Source organism: Paraburkholderia phytofirmans, from assembly GCF_046028095.1.
In the GTDB taxonomy this organism is placed as follows: domain Bacteria; phylum Pseudomonadota; class Gammaproteobacteria; order Burkholderiales; family Burkholderiaceae; genus Paraburkholderia; species Paraburkholderia phytofirmans_A.
Map to the genome: position 1 here is coordinate 121,201 of NZ_JAQQDJ010000009.1, position 25,326 is coordinate 146,526.

Sequence of the window (25,326 nt, forward strand, 5' to 3'; positions counted from 1 at the left end):
ACTTTCGAAATTCAGCTGAGGGACTCAGTAAAGAGTCGCGAAGACGAACAAAAAAGCCAGTGCTGTGTCTAGACTCAAGAGACAGCCAGACACTTCACTGGCAGCAGCGGAAGCTTGCGTTAGTGACCTTCGCGGATGAGGTCTGCCGCTCGCTCAGCAATAGCGACAACGGGTGCATGGGTGTTCGACGAAGTGATGGTCGGCATGATCGAAGCGTCAACGATCCGAAGACGACCAACCCCAAACAACTTCAGCTTGCTGTTGACGACACCGTCTTCCTGTCGCGCAGCCATACGACATGTTCCAACTGGATGGTAGGCAGATGCGCCACTGGAACGCACGTATTCCTCGAGATCGCTGTCGTCGACCATACCGGCGTGCGGTGCGATTTCGCCTCCCCCAAGGTCGCCTAGCATTGAGTGATTCAAGATCGCACGGCAGGACTTCAAACCCTCGATCGTGGCCGCGAGATCGCCCGGGTGTGAAAGGAAATTCGCATGAATCAGTGGAGCGTCGGCGACTCGGGGAGTCGTGATGTGGGTGCTTCCGCGACTCTTCGGCTGACAAACACACGCGCCAAGCATCGCCGCCGCCTGCTTGAGCAATATCACCGTCTTCGTTTCCGGGTCACGGCTGAACCCGAGCGGAGAACCAATGAGCTGAAGCGTAATCGCCTGACCATGGACTTTTGCCGTCATGTGCCCAGTTAGCTGCGTCGGCGTACCGTTGAAATATCCGTTCCGAAACAAAAGGTACCGCGCGAGGTTAAGCCCGGCACGCCAGCCCTGCATTTCTCGATCGAGACTATGCATTTCCGTTATGCTGCGCATGGCATAGACCAGATAGTGATCCTGCAGGTTCTCACCTACCCACGGGCTGTCGCGTACCACCGGAATTCCCAGCTTGCTTAGCCGCACACCATCGCCGATACCGGACCGCTCCAACAAATGCGGCGTCCCAATCGCACCGGCACTAAGAATCACCTCGCGGCTAGCGTTGGCAACTTTTTCAACTCCGTTCCAGAAGTACGTCACACCGCTAGCTTCGCGGTCTTCAGTGAACGCAATTGAGGAAACCAGCGCCTTCGTTTCAACAACAAGGTTCTTGCGCGCCTTGACTGGTTCAAGATACGCCGCAGACGACCCGCAGCGCATGCCATCCTTCATGAAGACTTGCGCGCGTCCAAGGCCCGTTGGGGTCGCTGAGTTGTAGTCATCAGTCCGTCCGACATCTGTTTGCGCAGCAGCGTCCAGAAGACGCTGCGAAAGCGCATGCCAATTGCGGACCGGCTCAACAGAAACAGGGCCACTTCTACCGCGCGAGACCGGACTCGGCGCCGAAAACGATTCGAGCCTTTGAAAGCGCTGCTCCATCGCTGACCATGACCATTCGGGCAGCCCCTCCGCTGCCCAACCGTCGTAGTCGCTTGCCAAGCCGCGCACGTAGAGCATCGCGTTAATCGAACTCGATCCACCGATCACTTTCCCACGCGGATAGTCCAAGGACCTATTGAGCAACCCGGGTTCGGGACCAACGGCGAAGCGCCAGTCGAAACGAGGGTTGTTTAGCAAAAACGGAAAGCCGAATGGCATCCGGACCAACGGCGACGTGGCATCTTCTCCTGCCTCGAGAAGCAGAACTCTCGTGCGTCCGTCCTCGGTCAGACGGTTGGCCAGCACACACCCAGCCGAACCGCCTCCAACAATGACGAAGTCAAAGACCTCCGACATCAGGCGATCTCCGCACTGGATGCCCAATTGCTGAGGTTCGCAGGCACACTGCTCATGTATACAGTCTTCAGCTCCTGGTAGTTGGAAAGCCCCTCCGGGCCGCCATCACGACCGATACCTGACTGCTTGAACCCACCGAACGGCAATGTGCTATCAATGATCCAACCATTGTGCGTAACACTGCCGGTCCTCATCTCGCGAATTATTCGATATGCTCGTTCAGCGTCAGGCGTAAATACCGCACCATGCAAGCCGTAGTTACTATCGTTCGCGAGGCGAATCGCGTCGGCCTCGCCGTCATGTGCGATGAGACATCCCACCGGCCCGAAAATCTCCTCCTGCGCAATCACCATACGATTGTCAACATCGCTGAAGAGAGTCGGCGCTACGTAGTACCCAACATTCAGACCCTCGGGCCGGCGCCCCCCGGTGACGATTCTCGCGCCGTCGTGCTGCCCACGCTCGATGTAAGACATCACCTTTTCGTGTTGACGCCGCATCGCGAGCGGGCCAACGAAAGTCGTCGGGTCGAACGGGTCGCCCACCTTCAATGCCTCGAGCGCGGCCCGGATTGCCTCCTCATACTCTGCCTTACGGCTGCGCGGCACAATAATGCGGGTGAGCGCTGCACACATTTGCCCGGACAGTGCGGTGAAATGCGGCACCAGATTCGGCACGACCGCAGCGGGATCTGCGTCCTCGAGAACGATCGCAGCTGACTTACCGCCGAGTTCCAGGCTGACGCGCGCGAGCCGATCAGAACAAACACCCATCATGTACTTGCCGGCAGCGCTCGATCCAATGAGGCTGACTTTGTCCACCATGGGATTACGGACGAGCCAGTCCCCAACTTCCCTCCCAGCCGGAACGAAATTGAAAACACCCGCCGGAATCCCAGCCTCCTCCATACACTCGGCAAGAATCCAGCTGAACAGCGGGGTCTCAGGCGCCGGCTTGAGTACGACCGAGCACCCTGCCGCGAGTGCAGGCGCGACGATTTTGCACGATAGAGAAACCGGCGCATTCCACGGCGTGATCGCCGCGACCACTCCAACGGGCTCTCTCGTAACGATGCCGACCGCCCCGCCGGCACGCGGGCGAACGTCTTCAAATGCAGCGTTTTCTACGAGCTGCCCGTAGTACTCAAAGATCGCGAAGGGGGACATACCGCCAGGCCCCGTGAGCATCTTCGGCCCACCCATCTCCAACGTCCACGAGTCGCTGAAGACGGAGGCGCGATCCTTCAACAGCTGTGCGAGTTGCCTCAGCTTGGCCCCACGCTCCTGCGGATGCAGCCTCCGCCATACCCCGCCGTCGAATGCGGCACGTGCAGCCGCGACCGCCGCGTCAATCTCTTCCCGCGTAGCCTCCGGAACGCTCGCGACAACTCGTTCAGTCGCCGGGAATACGACATCCAGGCGCGTACTTCCAGATGCGGGAACCCACCTACCGTTGATGTAAAAGGATTCGGGATGGCGGATATCAAACAGCTCTCGATACGACGCGATCGTCATGTACGTGCTCTCCAAGTGTCGATAGCCGGTTATCGAAGGCTATCTTTAGCGTTCCGTTAACGTAGATTACTATGATAGCGATGTATAGACGGCGCGGAATTTTGGTTAACCCTTGGCTGCACGTCGCCGCCGGCGAGATTTTCGAATCTGCGACTTCTTTGCACCTCTCGTCGAGGGTTTTTCCGTATCCTCACAATTGGAAAACGGTATCAACATAGCAAACTAATTACACTATGATTGCTTGAGATTCAAACACCCGGAGGACGACATGCAGCAATTGCCGATTCCAAACAGCATTACAATCGACGAGTCAGGGGCGGACTGCCGAAAGAAAACATGGCTGGACTGGGTCGCGGAGTGGCTGTGGCCCGAGGACGAAACCTGTCGCATGGGTATCTCCTGCGTCTATCTCGCGATGTTTTAAAGCGCTAGCGCTTGAGACTTGATGCAAGCGTTTAGGTAGGCGGGGCACGCCGCAGTGGTACAACCTGGCAGGAAGCTCCGTGACTCGGGGGTTTTTGTGCGACGCGCCAAAAGCTAGTCCGTGGCTTTCGCCATTCAGAGCTGGAATCAGCTGTCCAGCTAAATTGCAGAACGATGCCACGTCGGATGGCCCAGTCCCTGAGTACATCGCTGACATATTCCGGCCCATTGCCGCAACGGATCTTCAACGGCTTGCTGCGCCATTCAATCACATGATCCAGTGACCGGATAACACGCAGAGCTGGACGCGAAGTCCACCTCGATGCACAGGCCTTACCGGTTGAAGTTGTCGGTTACATTGAACAGCCTGATGCTGCGACCATCCGCAAGCTGACCGTGCATGAAATCCGTCGACCAGCACCCCCGTTCAGTGCTCGAGAAGGCGCCATTCTGGGTGGTGAAGATCTATCCTGGCGATATCGGAACGAAAGGCGGTCTGGTGATCAACGAGTTCGGCCAGGTTATGCGCGTAAACGATACACCGCTTGAAGGACTGTACGCTTGCGGCAACTCTACGGCATCTGTCATGGGCAGCACCTACCCTAGCGCAGGTGGTACCGTAGGGCCGGCGATGGTATTTGCCTACATTGCAATGACCCATCTTGCAACAACCAGGAGTCGTGCCGGATCGACATCGATCACAGCGTAGGCATTCGCAAGTAGCGGCGCCCCACGCGGCATGCGACGGGGCGCGGTATGGGAATCAGTTTACGTAACGACGCGCGACCCGCTGCTTCGGTGTCGCTTTCCGTTGTACGTTTCGTCAATCTTCCGGTTAGTCCTTGTGCCAGGCCGCAACCCCTGCTTAACGCGATCGGGCGGCCCTCACCGCAGATCTACTCAACGAACTCCTGAAGGTCGATCATCGCGTCGACAAACTCTTGACGAAAATCTGCTACGACCGCAGCTGCTGATGTCACGTTGTCGATGAGACCAACTCCCTGCCCGACAAAATAGCTAACGAGCGGGCGGGCCGCAGTATTGCCACCCGCCACCGACCTTTCAATTCGCTCGAACGCTGGCTGCGAAACCAAGCCCATTTGCGGCATCGGCAACGCGCCTGGACTATCCTTGCCTTCCCATGCGTCGTGCCACGCCGAACGCAGCTGGCGCGAGGGCTTTCCGGTACGCGCAACTGAGCGAATTGTGTCGCGTGATGTCGCGGCCACCATCTTCTCGCGAAACGCCTCGCTGGTTTCAGCTTCCATTGTGGCGAGCCAAACCGTTCCAGTCCAAGCGCCCGCCGCACCAAGCGCCATACATGCCGCCATCTGCCGCCCGGTCACAATGCCGCCAGCCGCCAAAACGGGGACATCGCTAACACCTTTCAAGGCGCGAACTACCTCTGGAACAAGAACCAGAGTCGAGACCTCGCCGCAATGACCACCTGCCTCTGTCCCCTGCGCCACGATAATGTCCACCCCTGCCTTTACCTGGCGTAAAGCGTGCTCCTTCGCGCCGACGAGTGCTGCTACCGGTACACCGTACTTGCGACCACGTTCAATCATAGACGGCGGAGCGATCCCCAATGCGTTCGCGATGAGGCGAATGGGATGCCGAAACGCGACATCCATTAGCGCCTCGCCATTCGAATGTGCCAGGGTCAGCGCTTTTCCACTGAGAAGATCATCTGGATCAACCTGGATACCGTACTTCGCAAGCAGTTCCGCGGTGAACTTCCGATGTGCAGGCGAGATTTGCTCTTTAAGCTTTTCGGAGTTCACCATATCTGGGTCAATGGCGAGGTGCTCTGGAACCAGAATATCCACGCCGTACGGCTTGCCGTCCACATGCGCATCGATCCAGGCCAACTCGGTCTCGAGCTGTTCAGGTGTAAAGCCGCTTCCGCCAAGTACACCAAAGCCGCCTGCACGACTCACCGCCGCAACAACGTCGCGACAATGACTGAACGCAAACAGAGGGAATTCACAACCAACCATCTCACATACACGATTGTTCATTTCTAACGTCTCCAGTAATAGTTGTGTTTCTGAAATTGAATCCGTGCCGAATCTCGCTCTCGTCGGCGGCCGGCAAACTCAACCTCTGATGAAAGTCTCCCCCTCATATCGAGGCGGACTATCGAGGCAGCTCAAGGCCGCGCTGTGCAATCAAGCTTCGCTGAATCTCAGCCGTGCCACCACCCACAACCATCATGATCGAACGCCGCAGCATTTGCTCCATCCTCCCGTCTGTAATTGCGCCTGGGACACCTTCCCCGAGCGTGACTCCCATGCCGGCGATGTCTAAGGCATTCTCACTGACGCGTTGAAGCAACTCGCCCGTGTAAACTTTGCTCATGGCAGCTTCATACGTCGGCACTTTGCCCTGCTCCACCATCCCGACGCTGTGAGCAAGCAGTTGGCGGGCAACTTCAATTTCCGCCGCGAGAAACGCGAGCTTGTCGCGCACCGCACCGTCTTCTGCGAGCGGTGCGCCGGAGTTCGTTGTCGCGCTCCTTACGTAGTCCAGCAGGCTGTTAAACGTCGCGAGTGCCTGCGCGACCGCACCCCCCATCAAGATTCGCTCGGTTGCCAGCGCCGAAGTGAGAATCTTCCAACCGCCGTTCACCTCCCCCACCAACGCCGAGGCCGGTACACGCACGTTGTCTAGAAATTCCGTACAGAACGTGTGTCCATAGAGCGCCATCGACGGACGCACGGAAATTCCGGGCGTGTCCATCGGAACGATGAACACGCTTATTCCTGCGTGCACCGGACGAGCGTCCGGATCCGTGCGCGCCGCTAACCACATATAGTCCGACTTCTCCGCACCAGTGGTCCAAAGCTTTTGTCCGTTGATTACCCAATCGTCGCCGTCTTTCACTGCGGTGGTCTTCATTGCAGCAAGATCCGACCCGGCGCCCGGTTCGCTATAGCCCAAGCAGAATCGAATCTGGCCCTGCCTCAGCTTCGGCAAATATTCGTTTCGCTGTTCCTCGGTCCCGTATTTCATGAGCGCGAAGGCCTGAATTTCCCCGACTTGGATGACGGGAACACCCAGTCGCTGAAATTCCTCGGTCATCGCCAACTGCTCGAGAGGGGTTCTCTCCTGTCCACCGAATTCGCGAGGCCAACTCGCGGCAATCCATCCCGTATCGGCCAATGCACTGGCGAACTCCGGATAGGATTTGATATAGCCTCGCTCGTGAAACGGGACTACCCGATCGGTGGGACCGCCGTCGCGAATCCAATGCGTCTCAAGCCATTCGCGGACTTCCCTTCGGAACGCGTTGCCAGCTTCCCCTAAGTCGTAAGCCGGCAGTGTCCGGGCGCTGTCCAACAGATACCCAGCAATTTCGTTCCGCGAGAGCCGGGCGCCCCCGAGTCGCGTTTGGTCACAATGAATCCGGCGGAAGTGCCGTGGGAGTTCATGTTCCTCTGCGTAACCAATTGCCGCAAACGTATGGTGAGCCTCAAGTACGACTTGTCTCAAGTTCGGACTAGCGAACGCGTGGCATAGCGCGGTGAAGATACACCAATCCGGATCAGCGTGGTCGAAGCACGACGATGCCTGCGCTAGTGCGTGAGAAACGCCTTCGAGAGAGATCAGACAATTCGCGAGCTTGTGCTGAATGGCCTGGAAGCGTCCGATGGGTTGCCCGAACTGGTGGCGCTCTTTCGCGTACTCCACGGCCAGTTCAAAAGCTCGCCTCGCCGCGCCAAACGAGCGCGCGACGAGCAGCAGCCTGGCCACCCGATGCAAATCTTCGACCTGCCGCAACTCCAGCGGCAAGTGTCGTGCACACACACTTTCAAGCACAACTTCGGCAAGAGCCGGTCTGCCTAGCCCTAGCTGCGGAACAACCTGAACCCCAGGCTGACCAATCCGAACGATACAAAGGATCGGCCCATCAGCGACAACAGCGACATGACTGCAAAATTCAGCACCTTCAACGAAGCGAGCTCGCCCGGTCAGTTTGCCGTCTCGGAGTTCTACTTTCCCGGCGTTTGCATCCCCATCGTAGTTTCCCAATGAGAACGCAACCGCCGCGTCGCCACTGGCGAGGTCTGTGAGCAAATCTTGAAGCGCCAAGGCCGCTGGGCGTTGACTCCCCGCCAGGAGGTTCAGCATAGCCGCGCCGCTCATTGGCGCCGGACAAGCCGTACGACCTAACAGTTCGAAGACGATCAAGACTTCACGCAGACCACCTTCCTCAGGATTCGACCCGAGCCCCGCCAAACCTAGTTCAGCCAACCCTCGCCAGATTCTATGTATTGCCTCTGCGCTTTCGGCATTCTCGACTGCAGCTTCGACCGGCCAGTACTGCTCAAGATATCCTTGAACGCTATTGCGCAGCATGCGCCGTTCTTCTTCCCCCGGTAGCGCCATCACTCCTCCACTCAACTACTCGACGTCTTCAAAAAATGGCTCTTCAACCAGCCCCGAAGCAACAACTTCATCAGCAAAATTGCATTTCACCTTTCTTGTGGCTCGTTGAACCTCGCCGCGCGGCGACTCGTGAATTTCGGCACGCCGAATGAAAGACATTTGTCCATTAATAATTCACTCGTCCAGTCTAAAAAAATACGCGCTGAGATTCAATCAACTTTTCTTAAGTGCAAACCCTGGCACTGCGAAGCTCGCACGCCCGAAACCGACTTGAAGAGCAGTCGGGAAACTTCGTATCGGTGCACGGATGTCACGAGCGTCTACGCACAACCGGTGCCCAGACTTGTAGCAAGACGAACGAATGGCGGGAATAACGGTTTGAGTTCACAGACCGCCCGGAGCCGACGTTCGAGGGAATATGCAATTCGCGGGGATTTCGAAGATTTCCGTAGCGGCCTCGCGCGTGAAGCACGGCGTCGCAGGAAGATCGGAAGCGGCTCGGCGCGCATTCGAACGGCCGCTCTGATGGGTGTGGCCGACAGGTGAGCGGCGGTTTTTGAAGAATCGCAGCCAGCGGCGCTCGACTAGATCGATTGATAGAAAGGCGGGCCACGCGCGTGGCCAGTGCCTATGCTCACGGCGCGGATACCGCCAAGCAGATCCAACATCGCGACAGACGGCCTGGATAACGCAAGTACTGGCCGCCGCAGACTTGCCCGTCGCAGCTCTAGCTAGCCTGTTCGTCGAACAGTTCTCGCTTAAGTATCTCAGCAATGGCCTTCTCGGCGTTCCCCCCCAGGAAACCCTCCTCGGAACGCACGGTAACACTGAGATACCGGTCGAGCATCAAACAGATCATGATGAACTTCGACCTCACGAGCGGACGCCGCTTTGTTGGCACCCTCGCCATTGCTTCGGCCATTACTGTGTCAGCGAGGTGCTCGAGGTAGCCGTGGTATTCGCTAACGAACGCCGGATCCCATGCGAGCGCTTCGGAGACCATCTGCGCCTCAAGCGATCCGGACGGCGAATTCATCCGGTACGACGCGACCCATTTCTCCAGGCTTTGCACAGTCGGATCACGCAATGCCGCCAAAGCTTCGTACGAGGTACGCACCCTCGGCGTGAGCCGCCGACCGATCGCCGCAGCGACCGCGGTTTTGTCCTTGAAGTAAAGGTAGAACGTCGCGCGAGCCGCGCCGGCCGCATTCACGATCTGATCGATCGTGGCGTTGCGAAACCCAACTTCGCTGAAAACCTCGACCGCGGCATCGACCAGGCGCTCACGTGACGCTGCTTTTTGCTGCTCCCGCAGAGACGGTCGCTTGACTTTGACGGCTTCCATGAACCTTGCTCCAACGATTTCTAGGGACGTTGGCGAAATGCTATCAGAAACAGTCTAAATATCTCGCGAATGCCTAATCAATAGTCAAGTGTCCGTTCTCTATTCGACCGTCTACGCACCCACACTAGTCAACGCAGCGTGCCTTCCAGCTTCAATGCCCGTCGAAATCCGTCGCGAGCGACTAGACGATCGAGATAGGCATTGATGCGGCCTGGCATTCGCTCGCTCAGCCCGAGCATCCGCGCCAGATATTCTGGCAATACCGGCGGACTCCGTCATACGAACGTTGCCGTCAATCAGCATTGGTAAATTCCCCAGAGGATGACTTCGAGATGCTCCGTTGCTTTCATACGTGGCGGAAATGGCAGCAGCTTCAGATCACCGGCCATTCCCATCTCCGCCATCGGCCATAGTGGCCGCAAACCACGTGATGCTGCGCAGTGGTACAGAGTCAACATAGTAGTTTTCCGAAAATCTGATTGATTCAAGTTACCGCTTGATCAGGTGTCACCGGGCGCCGCCCCAACTCGACCCGATTCACCTTACCCTGAAATTTGCGATCAATCTCACTCACAAACTCGACGTATCTCGGCCGCGTGTACCCAGCGATGCTGGCTTTGCACCAATCCGCGACATCTTTTGGTGTCACCACTTCGCCGGGCGCGAGCACGACGGACGCCTTCACTGCCTCGCCGTACCCCTGGTCACAAACACCGACCACACAACTCTCGGAAATTGCTGGGTGACTATTGAGCACTGACTCGACTTCCGCGGGAAAACATTTTCTCCATCGGTCTTGATCAGCTCTTTTTTGCGACCGCAAAGCGAAAAAGGCCATCTAGAGCTTGTTAGGCACTTTGAAGTACTGGCACTGCGTGAACGAGCATGAGCATTGCGAAGACCACGAAATGAAGTCCTGCAAGGGTTTCGGGCAGCCGTTCATAATCACGTGCGAGACGGCGGAAACGGTTGAGCCAGCCAAAGCTGCGCTCGACCACCCACCGCCGGGGCAGCAGCACGAAGCCCTTTTTCGCTTCCTCCAGTTTGATTACCTGCAGTTCAATACCTTCATCAAGCGCGGCCTGCGCTGGCTCTTTGCCCGTGTATCCCTGATCGGCAAATGCCACTTTGACCGTGTGCCCAGTTACCTGCTGGATCTGACGCGCAAGCTCCGCTACCTGGGCGCGCTCCTGTTCGTTGGCCGGCGTCACATGTACCGCCAGCAACTGTCCCAAAGTGTCTACCGCAATGTGCACCTTGCTGCCACGCTTGCGCTTATAACCGTCATAGCCCGCACGCGGGCCGCTCTCGCAAGTCGACTGTATCGTGCGACCATCCAGGATGACGGCGCTGGGCTGTCCCTGCCGTCCCTGTGCCACGCGTATTATCGAGCGCAGATCACAGACCATGTTCTCAAAACAGCCTGCCTGTAACCAGCGTTGAGTCTGCTGATAAACCAGTTCCCAAGGTGGGAAATCATTGGGCAGCATCCTCCACGGCGCGCCGGCCCGAGCCATCCAGCGCAATGCATCAAACATGTCACGCAGTTCGTATTTGCGCTGCGGCGCGGTGACGTCCATCAGCGTCAGATAGGGTGCTGCGAAGCTCCATTCTTCGTCGGACACATCGGTCGGATACCCTTTGCGATCTGCTCTTTTCATCCCGCCAGGATACCAGGTCTCCTGCAAAGTGCCTAACACGCTCTAGATCACGCCACATCGAATCACCCGTTCGCAGCCATCCGTTGCTCAACGCCTCCTCGCTCGCTTGCGGCAGATTCAAGTAGCCGATCGTCACACCCGGCCGCTGCAGCCAAAGCTCGCCGTGGCAGCCGTCCGCGACATCAATACCACGCTCGTCGACCACGCGGGCCAACCGGTTCGGCAGCGTCTTTCCACATTTTTCGCGATCGACGCACTGCCGAATGCAGTTCCTGCGATGCCAATAGGTCTCGCCCCGCCGATCCGCAGCCATATGTGATGCGTCATCCATACACTACCCCCATCAACCTATCTTGTGCCGAGCTCGACGACAACATGGCATAGATAACGTCGATAACGTACATACCTATCTAAGATAACAACATAGCGCTGCGTCAGTCACAATCAGAAACGAAAATTCGGCGAACGAGCGTCCATGACTCCATGGATTGCTTATTGAAACAGATAGCCGAAGAAGCAGCGCCCTCCACAAAAAGGAGGTTGGGAGTGCAAGATTTGAACGGAAAGGTCGCCCTTATTTCCGGGGACGCCGGAGGCATTGGCGCTGCAATCGGCCAGCACCTGGTGAACGCTGGAGCGCGCGTCGCTGTCGCTGATCTGGATGCAACACGTGCTCACCAGCTAGCAGAAAGCCTCGGGGATCGTGCAATCGCCCTGCAACTGGATGTGGCCGATGAGGCGAGCTGGTTCCCCGCGCGAAATGCACTCGAAAGCGGGCTCGGGCCGTGCGATATCCTCATCAGCAACGCGGGCGTTTCTTATACTGGTGCGCTTGACGAAATCTCAGCGCAAGCGTGGCGCTGGGTGTATGACGTCAATGTCGTCGGGTCGTTGCATGGTGTGCGCACGTTTTTACCCGGAATGAAAGCGCGAGGGCGCGAAGCGCACGTGGCACTCACAAGCTCGATCACTGCGCTTCATCCATTTCCGGAACAAGGTGCCTACACCACGAGCAAAGCCGCGCGACTTAACTTCGCCTCGGTGCTTAAGCGAGAGCTGGCCAACTACCCGGTGGGCGTATCCGTCATCTGCCCGGGAACCGTTGACACACACATTCGAGAGAACGCGGTGCGCGCTCGTCCCACTGCACTAACCGAAAACTTCCGCACTCCCAGCCTGTCGACGAAGCTGGGCATGTCAGCAGATTTCGTGGGTCGCGCGGTAGTAGAAGCGATTCGACAAAATCGATTCTACGTTTTCACGCACGCCGACTATGCGGCTTCAGTAGCGTCCGATCGTGACCATATGCTCGCCGAGATGAGCCTATCAGCCGATCCCAATTACCGCGAGCCTGTGATGTTCACATAGCCGCTGCCTCGTTGAACTGGCGCCCGGCAGACTGCACGCTCGGATGCACGCGCCGGGCATTGCGTCGAATTTTGCCGGTAGCTATCCGACGTCGAAACATCTCGCATGTGCTGTCGAGCTATCCGTCTCGTGCAAGGGCTCGCATAGCCAACGACCCATAGAAAAACTACTTGGACGCGCAATACTTAACCCGCACTAGGTCGCGCTCCACCGTCGCCCCCGCTACTACCGCCAGCATCACCGCAACGACTTGCAAGGTCAGCACTGTGCCCAAAGAGATGCGCAGCGACTCCCCCGCAAACGAATGAACCATCGCGTCGCTCAATACGCCGACAACGAACGGACCTACACCATACCCGACAAAATTGGAAAGAAAGAACACCACCGAATTGGAAGTCGCCCGCATATGCGAAGGCACCAACGTCAGCAGGAGCGAGTAAGTCGGCCCATACTGCATCGCGTTGAGCGCGCAGGCGATCGAAAGCAGTCCGATCGCCAATCTCGCATCGGAAACGATCAACGCGGTCGCAAAGACCGGCACCGACGCCAGCACGCAGAGTCCAATCAGCATCGTACGAAACCGCGCTTTGCTGCGTCCGACACGATCCGCAAGCATGCCACCAGCCACTGAACCGATGGCGATGGCAGTTCCAAGACCAAAGCCCAAAGACAGCCCTACCGCGTGCGCGTCCATGCCGTGGGAACGAATCAGAAAAGACGCCATCCACGTGATGAAACCGGCCACGGTAAATGAAGTCGATATGTTGGTAGCAACGAGCAAGCGCGCCGAGCGTTGGCTCCAGATCCACCGGAGTACATCTTTCAGCGAGGACCGCATCTCGGCGTTCTGCTCCCTGTCTACGCTATCCAGAGCGCCACGCTGCGGCTCCCGCACCGTCAGCAGAAGTAAAGCTGCGAGGATCAGGCCGGGCACCCCCGCTACCAACAGCGCGGCGCGCCAGCCGTAAACCGGCGCGATCGTTCCCCCGATAAGGAAGCCGCCAAACAGTCCCAACGATGAGCCGAGGAAATAGATCCCTACGGCAGTGGCACGGTTGCGCGGCCCGAAGTAGTCGGCAAGCAATGACATTGCAGCAGGGTTATTGCCTGACTCCGCGCCTCCAACGACGATGCGGGCGAGCAAAAGTTGCCAGAACGAGTGAGCAAGCCCGCTAACCGCGGTAAATAGACTCCACACCACGAGTACCGCGCTTAACAGGTGCTTGCGCGCGATACGGTCGGCTGCGATGCCCAAAGGTACGCATGTGACCGCGTAGGCTAACGCGAAGCTGAGACTGCCCAACAGGCCGAGCTGCTTGTCATCGAGGCCGAACTCATGCCGAATCGGCTCCAGAAGGATCGCGACGACCTGCCGGTCAAGCATCTGGATTCCGTAAATCAGCAGCAGAACCGCCAGCACGTACCATGGATAAAGCGGCCGTTTCACTGCTGCGTCATCCGCGACGCTTGCATCGATTTCCAGCAATTCCGGCGAGATCGTTCGTACATCGTCCTTCATGCAGGCTCCTTGATGACAGAATGCAGTTAAGCTTCAGTCGCTCGGTAGCAGAGGTCGCCGACGCAACGACGAACCCGAGCAGCGCAAAACATAGCGACCAGACCATCTAGGTAATCTACGTAAACTATGTTTGTCTGGCAACGCATTTACCACTGTCACGGTGTTTTCCCCTAGTCGCAAAGTCGCCTCCATGAGCAGGCTGTTCAGTTGATCAACACACCTCCCGAGCCAGCAACGCGGCGTTTATCGATTGAAGATTTCGGCAATCTGGTTCAGCGACTGGTCGTCGAGCGGGTCATCGACTGCCTGGACGAGCATCTCCAGTTCCTCGGGCTTCTGCACCCCCACGGTCGCCGCCGTAACCGCCCGCTGCTGCAGCACAGCCGCAAGCGCGGCGACCGCCATGGGCCGCGCGATCCGCTCCGCCGCCACGTCAAACCGTTCGAGCTGTTCGCGATAGGAGCCAGTCAGGAAACGGGATTGATAGCCCGGGCGTTGCGCGAGCACCGTTCCAGGCACAATGCCGGCGCGATGCACCCCCGAGAGCAGTCCACCTGCCAAGACCGAATACGCTATGACACCAACTTCCGCGTGTTCACACGCGGGTAACACATCAATTTCGGCTGACCGGTCGAGCAACGAGCACGGTACCTGCATGCTCTCGAAGCGAGCGAGGCCGCACTTATCGCTACACCACAACGCCTCGTACAGTTGCCAACTTCTGGCATTCGAACAGCCGATATACCTGACCTTTCCGGAGCGGACCAGATCGTCGAGTGCACGCAAGGTTTCGTCGACAGGAACGCTGGTGTCCCAACGGTGTATCTGGTAGAGATCTATATAGTCGGTTCGCAAGCGCCGTAGGCTACCCTCGACGGCGGCGATGATGTGATGGCGTGACAAACCCTGTTCCTGCGGGGCAATGCCCCGTGTCCAACGCTCAGCGTGGTCGAGGCGGCAGGCCTGAGCAATCGCGTGGTCAGCGGGTCCGTCGCCGACGCGAAACCCTACCTTGGTGCAGAACACCAACTGCTCGCGGCGCGCGCCCGCTATCCGGCCGATCATCTCTTCCGCACGACCGCCAGCATAGATGTCGCCAGTGTCGACAGTGTGGACGCCGAGGTCCCAAGCTCGGTGCATCACTGCGCGTGCCTGCTCTTCGTCCATTAACTCTCCGAACATTGTCGAGCCCAACACAAGGCGGGAGAGAACGAGACCCGAGCGCCCAAGCTGGCGATATTGCATGACTGGATTCCCTCTTCCGTTCGGACTGCTGGTTATGCCGCCTTCGACGGCGTATTGCAACGTACGCGTACGGGCGGCTGAGCGTCGCGATACACAATTGGGCGAGCCGGACCTTGTCCTCGTGCGACTTCATCAACGCGGGTGCCACCACAACCTTCATCCCGAGAGACATGACCTGCTCTGAATAATGTTCATCGACTTCGTCTTGTACGAACACGTCGATCAGGTCCCGGTGGAGTTTGGCAACTTCCACCGCGGTCGGCTCGATTCCCATCTCTACAAGAATCTTTCGGGTCGGACCTTTGACCGCATTGCCACCGATAATCGGGGAAACGGCCAGCGCTGGCACGCACTGGCGCCGCAGAGCGTCTCTCAGTGAGTCGATCGCGGGGATCGGCCCTATACTGAGTACCGGGTTCGATGGACAGATCACAATCCCATCGAGCTCTGCCCCAGTTAGCGCAGCGAGGGCATCCGGACTGGCCGCCGCACCCTCGCCCCCATAGTGCAGACGAGTGACGACAGGGGCGCAACGATGTTTGACGAAGTACTCCTGAAACGAAAGCATTCCAAGCTCGCATTCCACGGTCGTGGGGACTGGCGAGTGGAACATCGGCGGGATCGAACAACGCGCGCCGAGCCTGACACCCAACTCACGCGTGACCTCACTCAGGGTTAAGCCTTCGGAGATCATCTTCGCGCGCAGCAGGTGCAGCGCAATGTCTTTGCACCCATTTGGAAACATCCCGTTTCACCTGATTCCTCGAGTTCGTGCTGGACAGCGAATCCCTCATCGGCACGGCCCCATCCCAGTCCGGCATGCATACACCCCGCTAACGTGTACAGAACCGTGTCGAGGTCGGGGCACATCTGTAGTCCGTACAGCTCGAAGTCGTCGCCGGTATTCACCACGAAGATCGGGGAGACGTCGCAGGAGGCCAATCCGACGGCTCAACGCCAATTCCCCAGCGAAATCTTCGCGATGCGCGCCCAACGGGGCTGACAACCGTGGCTTCGCCATCGCCAGGCGCTTGACCGGGACGACAGCCCAGACTCGGGGCTCGGCCGATTTATGAGACGTTATACGTCTCAACCTCGCTAAGTTGTTTAATTATCATACTTCCATGACTTGACGAAAAAAATGCGTGTGATCTAGGGACTTATACTGACAAGAACTTGGCAGGGCGGCAGCGGCCAACAGAGGATCGCCGCAGCGGACGATCAACCACGCCTTCGCGACGGGGCCGAAATATCCGCAAAAAAATAAGCTGCTACTGCTCGAATGAGCGAAACAAAGCTGGACTTGTGAACAGCGTCTGGGCGGCACGAGTCGGGAGACAGCCGGCAGAACGGTGATGGACTTGGTCCACGCCCTCAATTATCATACTCACATGACCTCGATCCGAGACGTTCCGGTGAGATGACGACTACAAAGAGTCCGATGTCAGGTTCGCACGTGAACCCACGTTTTATGACCGATGCCTCCAGCCCACTTCAGTCTGACTCGCCGTCTCCAGCCGACACGGATTCGCGTCGGGAGAAACTGGCTGACCGACTCGCCGCGCAGATTCAGGACCAGATAGTCGGTGGTGGTTTGACAGAAGGCAGTTCGCTCGGCAGCGAAGCGGAACTCACCGACCAGCTCGGAGTAAGCCGGTGGACCGTGCGCGAAGCGCTCAATATTCTCGAAAATGAAGGCACGATATTGATCCGACGCGGTCGATACGGCGGAATTTTCATCGCCGCTCCGAGTGCCGACTCCATAGGAATGTCGATCCGCTCTTATCTCGAGTTCGTCCGGGTCACGGTCGATGAAATAGTTGAAGCCCGCCGGATTCTTGACGAAGCGACCCTCCAACTCGCTCTCGAGCGAGTCACCCCGGCGGACATTGTTGCGCTGCGCCAGCAGCAGAACCTCGAGTCGGAAACCGAGGGGCTGAAAGCCGGTTTCGTCCAGTACGAGACGTTGCTGGCGGTCTCGCGTAGTCCGGTGTTGCAAACGTTCGTGCGCGCCGTTGGACAGCTCGGCATGAGCGCTATCCTCCGATCGACGCTCAGCGACGCGCAACTCTCGGATACGATGCGCGTCGTCCGCCTCAAACGACGGGAACAGATCGAAGCGGTGATTGCCAACCGGATCGGCCGCGCATTGTCGATTGAAGACACGATTCTCGACGCCACTTCCACGCTGCTCGAATCGGCATGCCCGTCCCACGATGCCGAAACGGCGGCAGCGCGTCTCCGCGCTCTTCATCTGCTGGACAATGCCCGGCGCTTCAAGCGTCCGGAGTTGCTGATGCAGGAAATTACCTCCGACATCGTTGCGCGCGGATGGCCCGTCGGCGAACACCTGGGAAGCGAGGCGGAGCTTCTGGCTCGCTACAATGTCAGTCGCTCGGCCTTCCGAGAGGCGGTACGGTCACTCGAACAGATCGGCGTCGTCGAAATGAGGACCGGTCGGCGAAGCGGACTGAAGAGCGGCTCACCGAATCCCGACAAAGTGGTCAGCGGCACCGTTCGTCAATTCTCGCGGTTGGGTATCGCAGCGGCCAGCTTCCAGGAGGCGCTCAGCGCAATCGGCGCGCCAGCCGCTGCGCTCGCAGCTCAGCAGTCCGCGATTGAAAGCGATTTGCGCGAGCTCGCTCGCGGCCCGATTGGGCCATTCTTCAGTGCGATCGGCTCGATGTCCGGCAACCGCATCCTGGCCCTCTTCATGCAGATACTTGCGGTTAATGAGGCCGGGTCGAACGACGACGCCCCGGGACGCAAAGCCAAACCAAACGGGCATCCGGCGCAAGAATACGACGTCGCATTGGCTATTGCCAATTCGATCTGCGCTGGCGACGCAAGCCTCGCGCACCGGAATTTCCTGGCGCTTCAGGCGTTTAGGGCCCGTTGACTTAACGCACCTCGTTGCGCCAACCAAAAATCAAGCGGAGACAGGACACCATGAGCATCGACGAAATCAGGGAGCGCAGAGAGCAGCTCGTGCGCCACCATATGCGAGTGGAAAACGACGGCGACGCCGACGCAGTCGTACAAACGTTCCATCGTCCGCACTACGATCTCGTCGCGCCATCGGTAGTGTTCGACGGTGCCGACGCAGTTCGCCGGCGAGTTCAGATGCTGGCCGAGGCAATGCCTGATGCACGCGTCGAGGCCACTCACATCCATCATAGCGACAGCGCCGTGATCGTCGAAACCACCACGACGGGCACACACACCGGCAACTTAATGGACATCGCGCCGAACGGCCGCCCGTTCGAGATCCGTGGCGTCGCAATCTTCCTGTTCGAAGAAGACAGATTGGTCGGTGAGCGCGTGTATTACGATCGCCAGACGTTACTCGATCAGATCAAAGAATAGCGCCCTCGGCAATCGCGAGCTTCGCTGCGATGAAGCCGGCCCGCTGCCCGTGAGTTCGATGAACGATTCTCTAGCGTCCATTTTACGGTGGCATCCGCCTGTACGATCGAGTATTGGATAGCGGGCCGATCGACCCGCTTGTCGCCTGTCGCGCCCAATCGCATCCACACCTTCCTCCCCCCGAAATCGGCAGCACGCTTGCAATGACGTCACCAACGGCTTAACCTTACCAACGTTGACTACGTTATCTATGTGGCGCAGACAACGAGGCCCTCGCGTCGCGCGGCCAAGCGGCATTAGCGAGCAGGCGAGCCATAGTCGTGGAAGAGGCGATCATTGACGTCATCCACTCTGCAGGAGGAGACAAACCCGATGGGCACCACCAAAATGATGGATCCGAGCAAGCTGAAAGAAATGTGCAAGATGCGCGTTGAGGTCTTGCATCCTGACTATGAAATCGTCGAGATCGTAGCGGGAGGGGAGTATCTGTACGATCCCCAGGTTTTCTGGGATTGGAATCCCGACTCGGTCTGGGGACAACCGGACGGATCGATTCTGATTTCCGATATTGGCGGGCAGCAACAAGCGGGTTGGGATCCCGCCATGGGCCATGGAGCAATCTATCGCCTGCATGCGGACAACAAGGTTGAAACGATTCTTGCACCCGGAGTCGGACGGCAGGCAGGCATATTTCGACCGATCATTGCACCGCACGGATGGGGCGAATGGGCCGGCCATATCTTTTTCTGCAGCCAGATCATTCCCGGACGTCGCGGCGCCATCGTCGACCATATGGTCTATCGCATCGGACCTGGCGACACGAAGCCTCATGGCGTGGGCATCCCTCCGCGCAGCGGTCGCCATGGCGGCGGAATTTCCGGCGCGTTGCTACCCGGAGTATTCGGCCGTGCAGGCACTCCCGAGGAAGGACTTTTCCTCTTCTTCTCGATGCACAACACCACGATTTATGCGATGCGGCCTGACTTGTCGATCGAACCGTGGATCGTGCTCGACGGCGCAGATGGCAACCCCGGACCAGTGATGCCGTATCGGCTTTACTATGCCGATTCGAATATCGTCGGTGAAGATAACGTTCTCGTGATCGATGGTAAGTGGGGAGCATCATTTGGCGGAGAGGCGACGCACGCTTACACCTCTGGCCAGTTCAGAGTTGTCGGCCGAAACGTTCTACCCGAGGCGATCCGCTCGCTTGCAGGTGGTCCGACGCTGCGCGCACCAAAAGGCTTTGGTCCGTTGGCTGGCCAGTACTTCCGGCCCGAAAATCATGGATTCATCTCTTCCGTTCACTGGACCGCCGCCGAGCGTGAAGCATTACCCTACTCCGCGGAGATCGTGCGACGCGATTCCGATGGCAACGAGCACGTCTTCGCGACCAATCTGCAGGCGGGGCAGAATTTGATCGGGTTCACCGCCGATCGAATGATTATCACCAACCTGCGCCACAGTTACTCTTCCGGGGATTTCCACGAGCCGGATGGATCGATTTACGCAATTCAGTACAAGGGCGCCAAATCGCTATAGATCGATAGGGTTTTGTCGCAGTAAGGCGGGATGGACGAGCAAACGCAATTGTTATGTATTGCTTATGAAATGAGCGAGTGGAACTGCTGCGCGGGGGAAAGTGGGATTTTGCCAAAGTCCTTCATCTGCCCTTTCTTGATCATGTGCATCACTTCGATGCCGCTCAGAATGACACGCGCGCAGTGGAAGTCCTTGAACCCGAGCATCGGCCGATGATACGTTTGATGGCCCGATGGTCCTGCTCAACCACGTTGTTCAGATACTTTACCTGACGGACCTTGATGGGCGTGTCGCGCTCGGCGTTCACCGCGTGCAGCGCGGCCAGATTGGCTCCGCCTTTGTCGATCGTCACCGTCTCTGGTGCGCCGTTTTGCTGGATCGATTTTTCGAAATACTGCTGGGCAGCAGCCTTGTTCCGCCCGGCTCGCAGAAGAAAATCGACCGTGTTGCCTTCCTTGTCGACGGCTCGGTAGAGGTACTTCCATTCACCGCGGACCTTCACATAGGTTTCGTCCATCCTCCAGCTCTTGCCGACCGCTCGCTTGCACCGGCGGAAGGCCTTCTCAAGCGCGGGCAGAAGCTTGATGGCCCAGCGCTGCACCGTGGAATGATCGACCGCAATCCCGCGCTCGGCCATCATTTCCTCGAGATGACGCAAGCTAAGCGGATAGGCAACGTACCAGCGCACGCAGGTCAGCATTACCTCCAGCGGATAGTGTAACCGTTTAAGCACCCGTGCCACACCCGGATCCAGCGCCTTCATTCCTCACCCACGCGACCGTTTCGATCCAGTCAGATTAACAGAACGCCATACTGCGACAAAACCGTTTAGCTACTTCAGTGCATCGCGAAGTTCCGGCACCAGCGTGAACAGATCGCCAACAAGGCCATAATCAGCGACGCTGAAAATCGGCGCTTCCGGGTCCTTGTTGATGGCGACGATCACCTTGCTGTCCTTCATACCCGCCAGATGCTGGATCGCGCCGGAGATGCCGACCGCTACATACAGTTGCGGCGCGACGATCTTGCCGGTCTGGCCGACCTGATAGTCGTTAGGCACGAAGCCCGCGTCCACTGCTGCACGCGATGCACCCAGCGCCGCGTTCAGCTTGTCGGCCAGCGGTTCGAGAACCTTGGTGTAGTTCTCGCCGTTGCCCAGGCCGCGCCCGCCCGAAACGATGATCGTTGCCGACGTCAGTTCCGGACGATCCAGCTTCGTCACTTCACGGCTGACGAACTGCGAGATGCCCGCGTCCGCGGCTGCTTCGATCTTCTCCACCGTCGCGCTGCCGCCTTCGGCCGCAACTGCGTCGAAGCCCGTCGTGCGTACGGTAACGACCTTGATCGGATCGGCCGACTGCACCGTCGCGATAGCGTTGCCCGCATAGATCGGGCGCTCGAACGTGTCCGGGGAATCGACCGCCGTGATATCGCTGATCTGCGCGACGTCGAGCTTCGCTGCGATACGCGGCGCGATGTTCTTGCCGTGGGCGGTGGCCGGCGCGAAGATGTGCGAGTAGTCCTTAGCAATGTTCAGCACCGTTGCTTCGACGTTTTCCGCGAGCTTTTCGGCGAGTTGCGGCGCGTCGGCCAGCAACACTTTGGAAACACCGGCGATCTTCGCCGCCGCATCCGCTGCAGCCTGCGCAGTCTGACCTGCGACCAGCACATGAATATCGCCGCCGACTTTCTGCGCGGCTGCGATCGTATTCAGCGTTGCGCCCTTGATCGACGTATTGTCGTGTTCTGCTATTACAAGATTCACCAGATTCGTCATTTCATTCGTCTCCGTGCGCTGCTCACAGCTCCTTGGCTTCGGTCTTCAGCTTCTCGACCAGCGTCTTCACATCCGGCACCTCCACACCGGCGGAGCGCTTGGGCGGCTCGACAACCTTCAGCGTTTTCAGACGCGGCGCGACATCGACGCCGAGGTCTTCAGGCGTGATCGTTTCGAGCGGCTTTTTCTTCGCCTTCATGATGTTCGGCAGCGTCACATAGCGCGGCTCGTTCAGGCGCAGGTCGGTGGTGACCACTGCGGGCAGCGTGAGCGACAGCGTTTCCGCACCGCCGTCCACTTCGCGCGAAACCGTCGCCTTGCCGTCGGCCACGACCACCTTCGACGCGAACGTTGCCTGCGGCAGGTTAGCCAGTGCGGCAAGCATCTGACCGGTCTGGTTCGAATCGTCGTCGATGGCCTGCTTGCCGAGAATCACCAGTTGCGGCTGCTCCTTGTCGACCAGCGCCTTGAGCAGCTTGGCGACCGCGAGCGGCTGCAGTTCTTCCGCCGACTCGATCAGGATCGCGCGGTCCGCCCCGATCGCCAGCGCCGTGCGCAGCGTTTCCTGCCATTGCGCGACGCCAGCCGACACGGCGATCACTTCCGTCGCCACACCGGCTTCTTTCAGACGCACGGCTTCTTCAACCGCGATTTCGTCGAACGGATTCATCGACGTCTTCACGTTCGCAATGTCGATGCCCGTGCCGTCCGACTTGACTCGGACCTTCACGTTGTAATCGACCACTCGCTTTACTGCGACAAGAATCTTCATCTGGTTTTCTCATGCGGGGGTAAGTGGCGCTGCTTGGGCGTACCGGCGAATTTACGCCGGTTTGTCGGCCGACTCAGCGAGCGCAAGCGGCACCGCGCCAGTACCGGTCAATGTGGCAAGGCGCACGTCGTCGTAACCGAGCGAGCGCAGAATTTCCAAAGTGTGCTCTGCAAACTTTGGCGGAGGCCGCCGATACGACGGTGGAGACCGTGACAGCGTGACTGGCGCAGCAGTTCCTGTGTACTCGCCAATGCGTACGGTCATTCCGCGATGTTCCGTGTGCGGGTGGCACGCGGCGCCAGCCGTATCAGATACGACACCGCACGGCACGCCTTCGGCCATCAATTGCCCGGCGAGGCTCGCTCCGTCCAGGCCCGCGAGAGCTGCCTCGATCGCCTCGCGCAGCGCATCACGATGAGCCAGGCGAAGTGCGTTGTTCGTGAAGCGCGGATCTGTGGCTAGTGCCTCTGCACCGATAACGCGTGCAAAGGTCCTGAACTGCGCGTCGTTGCCGACAGCAAGAAACAACGGCGCGCTCGCGGTGGCAAATAAATCGTATGGACAGATGCTTGGATGGGCGTTGCCCGTGCGCGGCGATGAGCGGCCAGTCAAGTGGTAGTTCGGCAGATGCGGATGCATGAGCGACAGCCCCGAGTCATACAGCGTGGCCTCTACGAGTTGTCCCTCGCCGGAGCGGGTACGCTCCGCGAGCGCCAGCAAGATCGCGATCGCCGCATTCATACCGGTGACGATGTCTATTACCGGTACACCCATGCGCAACGGTCCGCCGCCCGCTTCACCATTGACCGACATGAGTCCCGACATGGCCTGTGCGACCGCATCATAGCCAGGCAGACCACCAAGCGGTCCCGTGGAGCCGAAGCCCGAGATGCGGCAGTAGATAAGTCGGGGGAACCGCTGCGCAAGGTCGGCGTAGCCGAGCCCCCACTTCTCCATGGTGCCGGCGCGAAAGTTCTCGACCAGGACATCCGCGTCGGCGAGCAGATCGAGCAACACCGTGCGCGCAGCCGACTGCCCGAGATCGAGCGCCATCCCCTGTTTATTGCGGTTTGTACCAAGGAAATACGCCGCTGTCTCCCCGTCAAACGGCGGCCCCCAGCCACGAGTCTCGTCGCCTCGCGGCGGTTCGATCTTGACGACTTGTGCGCCGTGATCCGCAAGCATCTGTGTGCAAAAGGGCCCACCGAGCACGCGCGAGAGGTCCACCACGCGGATTGTGTCCAGCGCGCTCATGCTGCCCTACCTTTGTAAGTGCTGTTTCGACAGTGCCTGACAGAAGCATTCCGTTGCGCAAGAATGTGAGTCAGGCGGCGAGAGGGGATGGTTTTCATGCTAGCTGCCGTCCATGGCTCCGGAGGCGTATCCCCCCTCTTCACCATCCCTTTTTGACCACTGATTAGGCGCTGCGAATGATCGCTATGTAGGGCAGGGTTGGCATAAAAGGGTCGCCTGTAATTCGTGGAAGGAGAACCACCATGACCAACGTTGGTATTGACGTTGCCAAGGAGGTGCATTGGGTTTGCGCGGTAGATACGCAGGGTGTTCTGTTGCTCAATCACAAGCTCTTGAATACCCCGGCTGACCTGCAGGCTTTGGTCGATGAACTGCGAAGGCTGCCGGCTCCGATACGCGTCGGCATCGACATCCTGGGCGGAATCGCCTCGTTGATTCAGGCAGTCATTCTGGAAGCCGGATTTGAGTTGCTGCACATTCCTGGTGTGGCCGTGAACCGTGCCCGCGAAGGAACTGCGGGTGGCGAAGCCAAGAGCGATCCCCGTGATGCGCGAGTTATTGCCGATCTCATCCGTACTCGACGGGATTTGCGCAAGGTAACGGCGGATAGCGAAATCGATATCGAGCTTCGGTTGCTGGTTTCCCGGCGTCGTGACCTGACGGAAGAACAGACTCGCAGGCTGGCCCGCATGCATGACCTGCTTGCAAGCATCTTTCCAGAGCTCGAGCATTGTCTGGATTTGCGCAGAAAAACGGATCTCTCCCTGCTGCGCTGTTGGGGCACGCCGGAGGAATTTCGTGCTGTTTCCAACGACCAGATTTTTGCTGAGCTGAAAGCGGGAAAAGTCCAGGCGTTTGCACGCAAGCTCATGGCACAGGTACGAGTCTGTGCCGAGAAGCAGACGATTGCATTGCCCGGCGAGCGATTGACAGCGAGCCTCATCAGGGAACTGGCTGATGAGGCGCTTCGCAATCGCCAGCGGGAAGCAGAACTGGACCGCGACATTGAAGCAAGGCTGACTACCCACCCTGACGCCGCCCTCATTCGCAGCCTGCCCGGCATGGGGGCGCTGTTGACGGCAGAATTCATCGCCGTGGCAGGCCCAACGGTCCGCTTCAGATCGCCTGATGCATTGGCTTCGGCCGCTGGCCTGGCTCCCGTCCTGAAGCAATCGGGCAAATCCAGCTGGCTCAAACGACCTCAAAAGGGCGACAAGCGTCTCAAGCGGATCTTCTATCAGTCCGCATTCGCATCGATGCGCTGTCCCGAGAGCGCCGCGCTCTACGCACGCAAACGCAAAGAGGGCAAGCGACATCATCAGATCATCATTGCTCTGGCCAGACGACGCGTGAATGTGCTGTGGGCCATCCTCCACAACAGGACACCCTATGCCCCTAAACCGCTGCCGGTTGCTTGA

Annotated in this window: 20 protein-coding genes and 2 pseudogenes; 7 read left to right on the forward strand and 15 right to left on the reverse strand. The window is 58.6% G+C overall.

Annotation, left to right across the window (positions count from 1 at the left end):
• Positions 1–119 precede the first annotated feature (119 nt).
• Together PQR54_RS24340 and PQR54_RS24345 are read right to left on the reverse strand one after the other, a co-directional pair.
• On the reverse strand, positions 120–1,730 hold the full coding sequence (locus tag PQR54_RS24340; RefSeq protein WP_408250148.1) for a GMC family oxidoreductase: 1,611 nt from the start codon (positions 1,728–1,730) through the stop codon (positions 120–122).
• A complete protein-coding gene (locus PQR54_RS24345) occupies positions 1,730–3,244 on the reverse strand; it encodes an aldehyde dehydrogenase (protein ID WP_408250150.1) in 1,515 nt (504 codons plus the stop codon). The genes PQR54_RS24340 and PQR54_RS24345 overlap by 1 nt, the downstream gene beginning before the upstream one ends.
• Positions 3,245–3,512: 268 nt before the next feature.
• On the opposite strand from PQR54_RS24345, the gene PQR54_RS24350 reads away from it, so the two are divergent.
• Positions 3,513–3,668: a hypothetical protein gene (locus PQR54_RS24350; RefSeq protein WP_408250152.1), complete on the forward strand. Its 156-nt coding sequence runs from the start codon at positions 3,513–3,515 to the stop codon at positions 3,666–3,668.
• Positions 3,669–3,828: 160 nt separating this feature from the next.
• On the opposite strand, the pseudogene PQR54_RS24355 reads toward PQR54_RS24350, so the two are convergent.
• A pseudogene (locus tag PQR54_RS24355) lies at positions 3,829–4,084 on the reverse strand (DDE-type integrase/transposase/recombinase); the annotation flags it as partial.
• Between PQR54_RS24355 and PQR54_RS24360 the strand changes: the two are divergent.
• Entirely contained in the window at positions 4,068–4,376 is a 309-nt protein-coding gene (locus PQR54_RS24360) for an FAD-binding protein (protein WP_408250154.1), read from the forward strand. The pseudogene PQR54_RS24355 and the gene PQR54_RS24360 overlap by 17 nt on opposite strands.
• Before the next feature lie 187 nt (positions 4,377–4,563).
• Here PQR54_RS24360 and PQR54_RS24365 read toward each other — a convergent pair whose 3' ends face one another.
• From PQR54_RS24365 to PQR54_RS24385, 5 genes are all read right to left on the reverse strand, one after another.
• Entirely contained in the window at positions 4,564–5,688 is a 1,125-nt protein-coding gene (locus PQR54_RS24365) for an NAD(P)H-dependent flavin oxidoreductase (RefSeq protein WP_408250156.1), read from the reverse strand.
• 118 nt (positions 5,689–5,806) lie between these two features.
• Complete coding sequence (locus PQR54_RS24370; protein ID WP_408250158.1) at positions 5,807–8,059, reverse strand: acyl-CoA dehydrogenase family protein; 2,253 nt, start codon at positions 8,057–8,059, stop codon at positions 5,807–5,809.
• A 727-nt stretch (positions 8,060–8,786) separates the two neighbouring features.
• Entirely contained in the window at positions 8,787–9,404 is a 618-nt protein-coding gene (locus PQR54_RS24375) for a TetR/AcrR family transcriptional regulator (RefSeq protein ID WP_408250159.1), read from the reverse strand.
• Between the two features lie 484 nt (positions 9,405–9,888).
• On the reverse strand, positions 9,889–10,242 hold the full coding sequence (locus tag PQR54_RS24380) for an AMP-binding enzyme (protein ID WP_408250161.1): 354 nt from the start codon (positions 10,240–10,242) through the stop codon (positions 9,889–9,891).
• 10 nt (positions 10,243–10,252) lie between these two features.
• Complete coding sequence (locus PQR54_RS24385; RefSeq protein ID WP_408250072.1) at positions 10,253–11,065, reverse strand: IS5 family transposase; 813 nt, start codon at positions 11,063–11,065, stop codon at positions 10,253–10,255.
• A gap of 495 nt (positions 11,066–11,560) precedes the next feature.
• Between PQR54_RS24385 and PQR54_RS24390 the strand changes: the two genes are divergently transcribed.
• The gene (locus PQR54_RS24390) at positions 11,561–12,433 is read left to right on the forward strand and encodes an SDR family oxidoreductase (protein WP_408250163.1); all 873 of its coding nucleotides are present in this window, start codon (positions 11,561–11,563) and stop codon (positions 12,431–12,433) included.
• 166 nt (positions 12,434–12,599) lie between these two features.
• Here the strand turns inward: PQR54_RS24390 and PQR54_RS24395 are convergent, their stop codons facing one another.
• From PQR54_RS24395 to PQR54_RS24405, 3 genes and pseudogenes are all read right to left on the reverse strand, one after another.
• Positions 12,600–13,952 (reverse strand): spinster family MFS transporter, encoded by a 1,353-nt coding sequence (locus PQR54_RS24395; protein ID WP_408250165.1) that lies wholly within the window; start codon positions 13,950–13,952, stop codon positions 12,600–12,602.
• Positions 13,953–14,195: 243 nt separating this feature from the next.
• Positions 14,196–15,197 carry an aldo/keto reductase gene (locus PQR54_RS24400; RefSeq protein WP_408250530.1) on the reverse strand — a complete coding sequence of 334 codons (1,002 nt, stop codon included), beginning with the start codon at positions 15,195–15,197 and terminating at the stop codon, positions 14,196–14,198.
• Positions 15,198–15,429: 232 nt separating this feature from the next.
• Positions 15,430–15,942, reverse strand: a pseudogene (locus PQR54_RS24405) (2-phospho-L-lactate transferase CofD family protein); the annotation flags it as partial.
• Positions 15,943–16,638: 696 nt separating this feature from the next.
• On the opposite strand from PQR54_RS24405, the gene PQR54_RS24410 reads away from it, so the two are divergent.
• The 3 genes from PQR54_RS24410 to PQR54_RS24420 all read left to right on the forward strand — a co-directional run bounded on the left by PQR54_RS24410 (position 16,639) and on the right by PQR54_RS24420 (position 20,105).
• The gene (locus PQR54_RS24410; protein ID WP_408250167.1) at positions 16,639–18,096 is read left to right on the forward strand and encodes a FadR/GntR family transcriptional regulator; all 1,458 of its coding nucleotides are present in this window, start codon (positions 16,639–16,641) and stop codon (positions 18,094–18,096) included.
• 50 nt (positions 18,097–18,146) lie between these two features.
• Entirely contained in the window at positions 18,147–18,563 is a 417-nt protein-coding gene (locus PQR54_RS24415; RefSeq protein ID WP_408250169.1) for an ester cyclase, read from the forward strand.
• Between the two features lie 372 nt (positions 18,564–18,935).
• Positions 18,936–20,105: a hypothetical protein gene (locus PQR54_RS24420; RefSeq protein WP_408250171.1), complete on the forward strand. Its 1,170-nt coding sequence runs from the start codon at positions 18,936–18,938 to the stop codon at positions 20,103–20,105.
• Between the two features lie 62 nt (positions 20,106–20,167).
• Here PQR54_RS24420 and PQR54_RS24425 read toward each other — a convergent pair.
• The 4 genes from PQR54_RS24425 to PQR54_RS24440 all read right to left on the reverse strand — a co-directional run bounded on the left by PQR54_RS24425 (position 20,168) and on the right by PQR54_RS24440 (position 23,908).
• A protein-coding gene (locus PQR54_RS24425) for an IS6 family transposase (RefSeq protein ID WP_408250173.1) occupies positions 20,168–20,868 on the reverse strand; the annotation gives its coding sequence in 2 pieces (ribosomal slippage) (positions 20,168–20,322 and positions 20,322–20,868; 702 coding nt in all).
• A gap of 69 nt (positions 20,869–20,937) precedes the next feature.
• Entirely contained in the window at positions 20,938–21,873 is a 936-nt protein-coding gene (locus tag PQR54_RS24430) for an electron transfer flavoprotein subunit alpha/FixB family protein (protein WP_408250532.1), read from the reverse strand.
• Between the two features lie 31 nt (positions 21,874–21,904).
• Entirely contained in the window at positions 21,905–22,654 is a 750-nt protein-coding gene (locus PQR54_RS24435) for an electron transfer flavoprotein subunit beta/FixA family protein (RefSeq protein ID WP_408250175.1), read from the reverse strand.
• 51 nt (positions 22,655–22,705) lie between these two features.
• Positions 22,706–23,908, reverse strand: a complete 1,203-nt coding sequence (locus PQR54_RS24440; RefSeq protein WP_408250177.1) for a CaiB/BaiF CoA transferase family protein — start codon at positions 23,906–23,908, stop codon at positions 22,706–22,708.
• 242 nt (positions 23,909–24,150) lie between these two features.
• On the opposite strand from PQR54_RS24440, the gene PQR54_RS24445 reads away from it, so the two are divergent.
• Positions 24,151–25,326, forward strand: coding sequence for an IS110 family RNA-guided transposase (locus PQR54_RS24445; protein WP_408250179.1), 1,176 nt, complete (start codon positions 24,151–24,153; stop codon positions 25,324–25,326).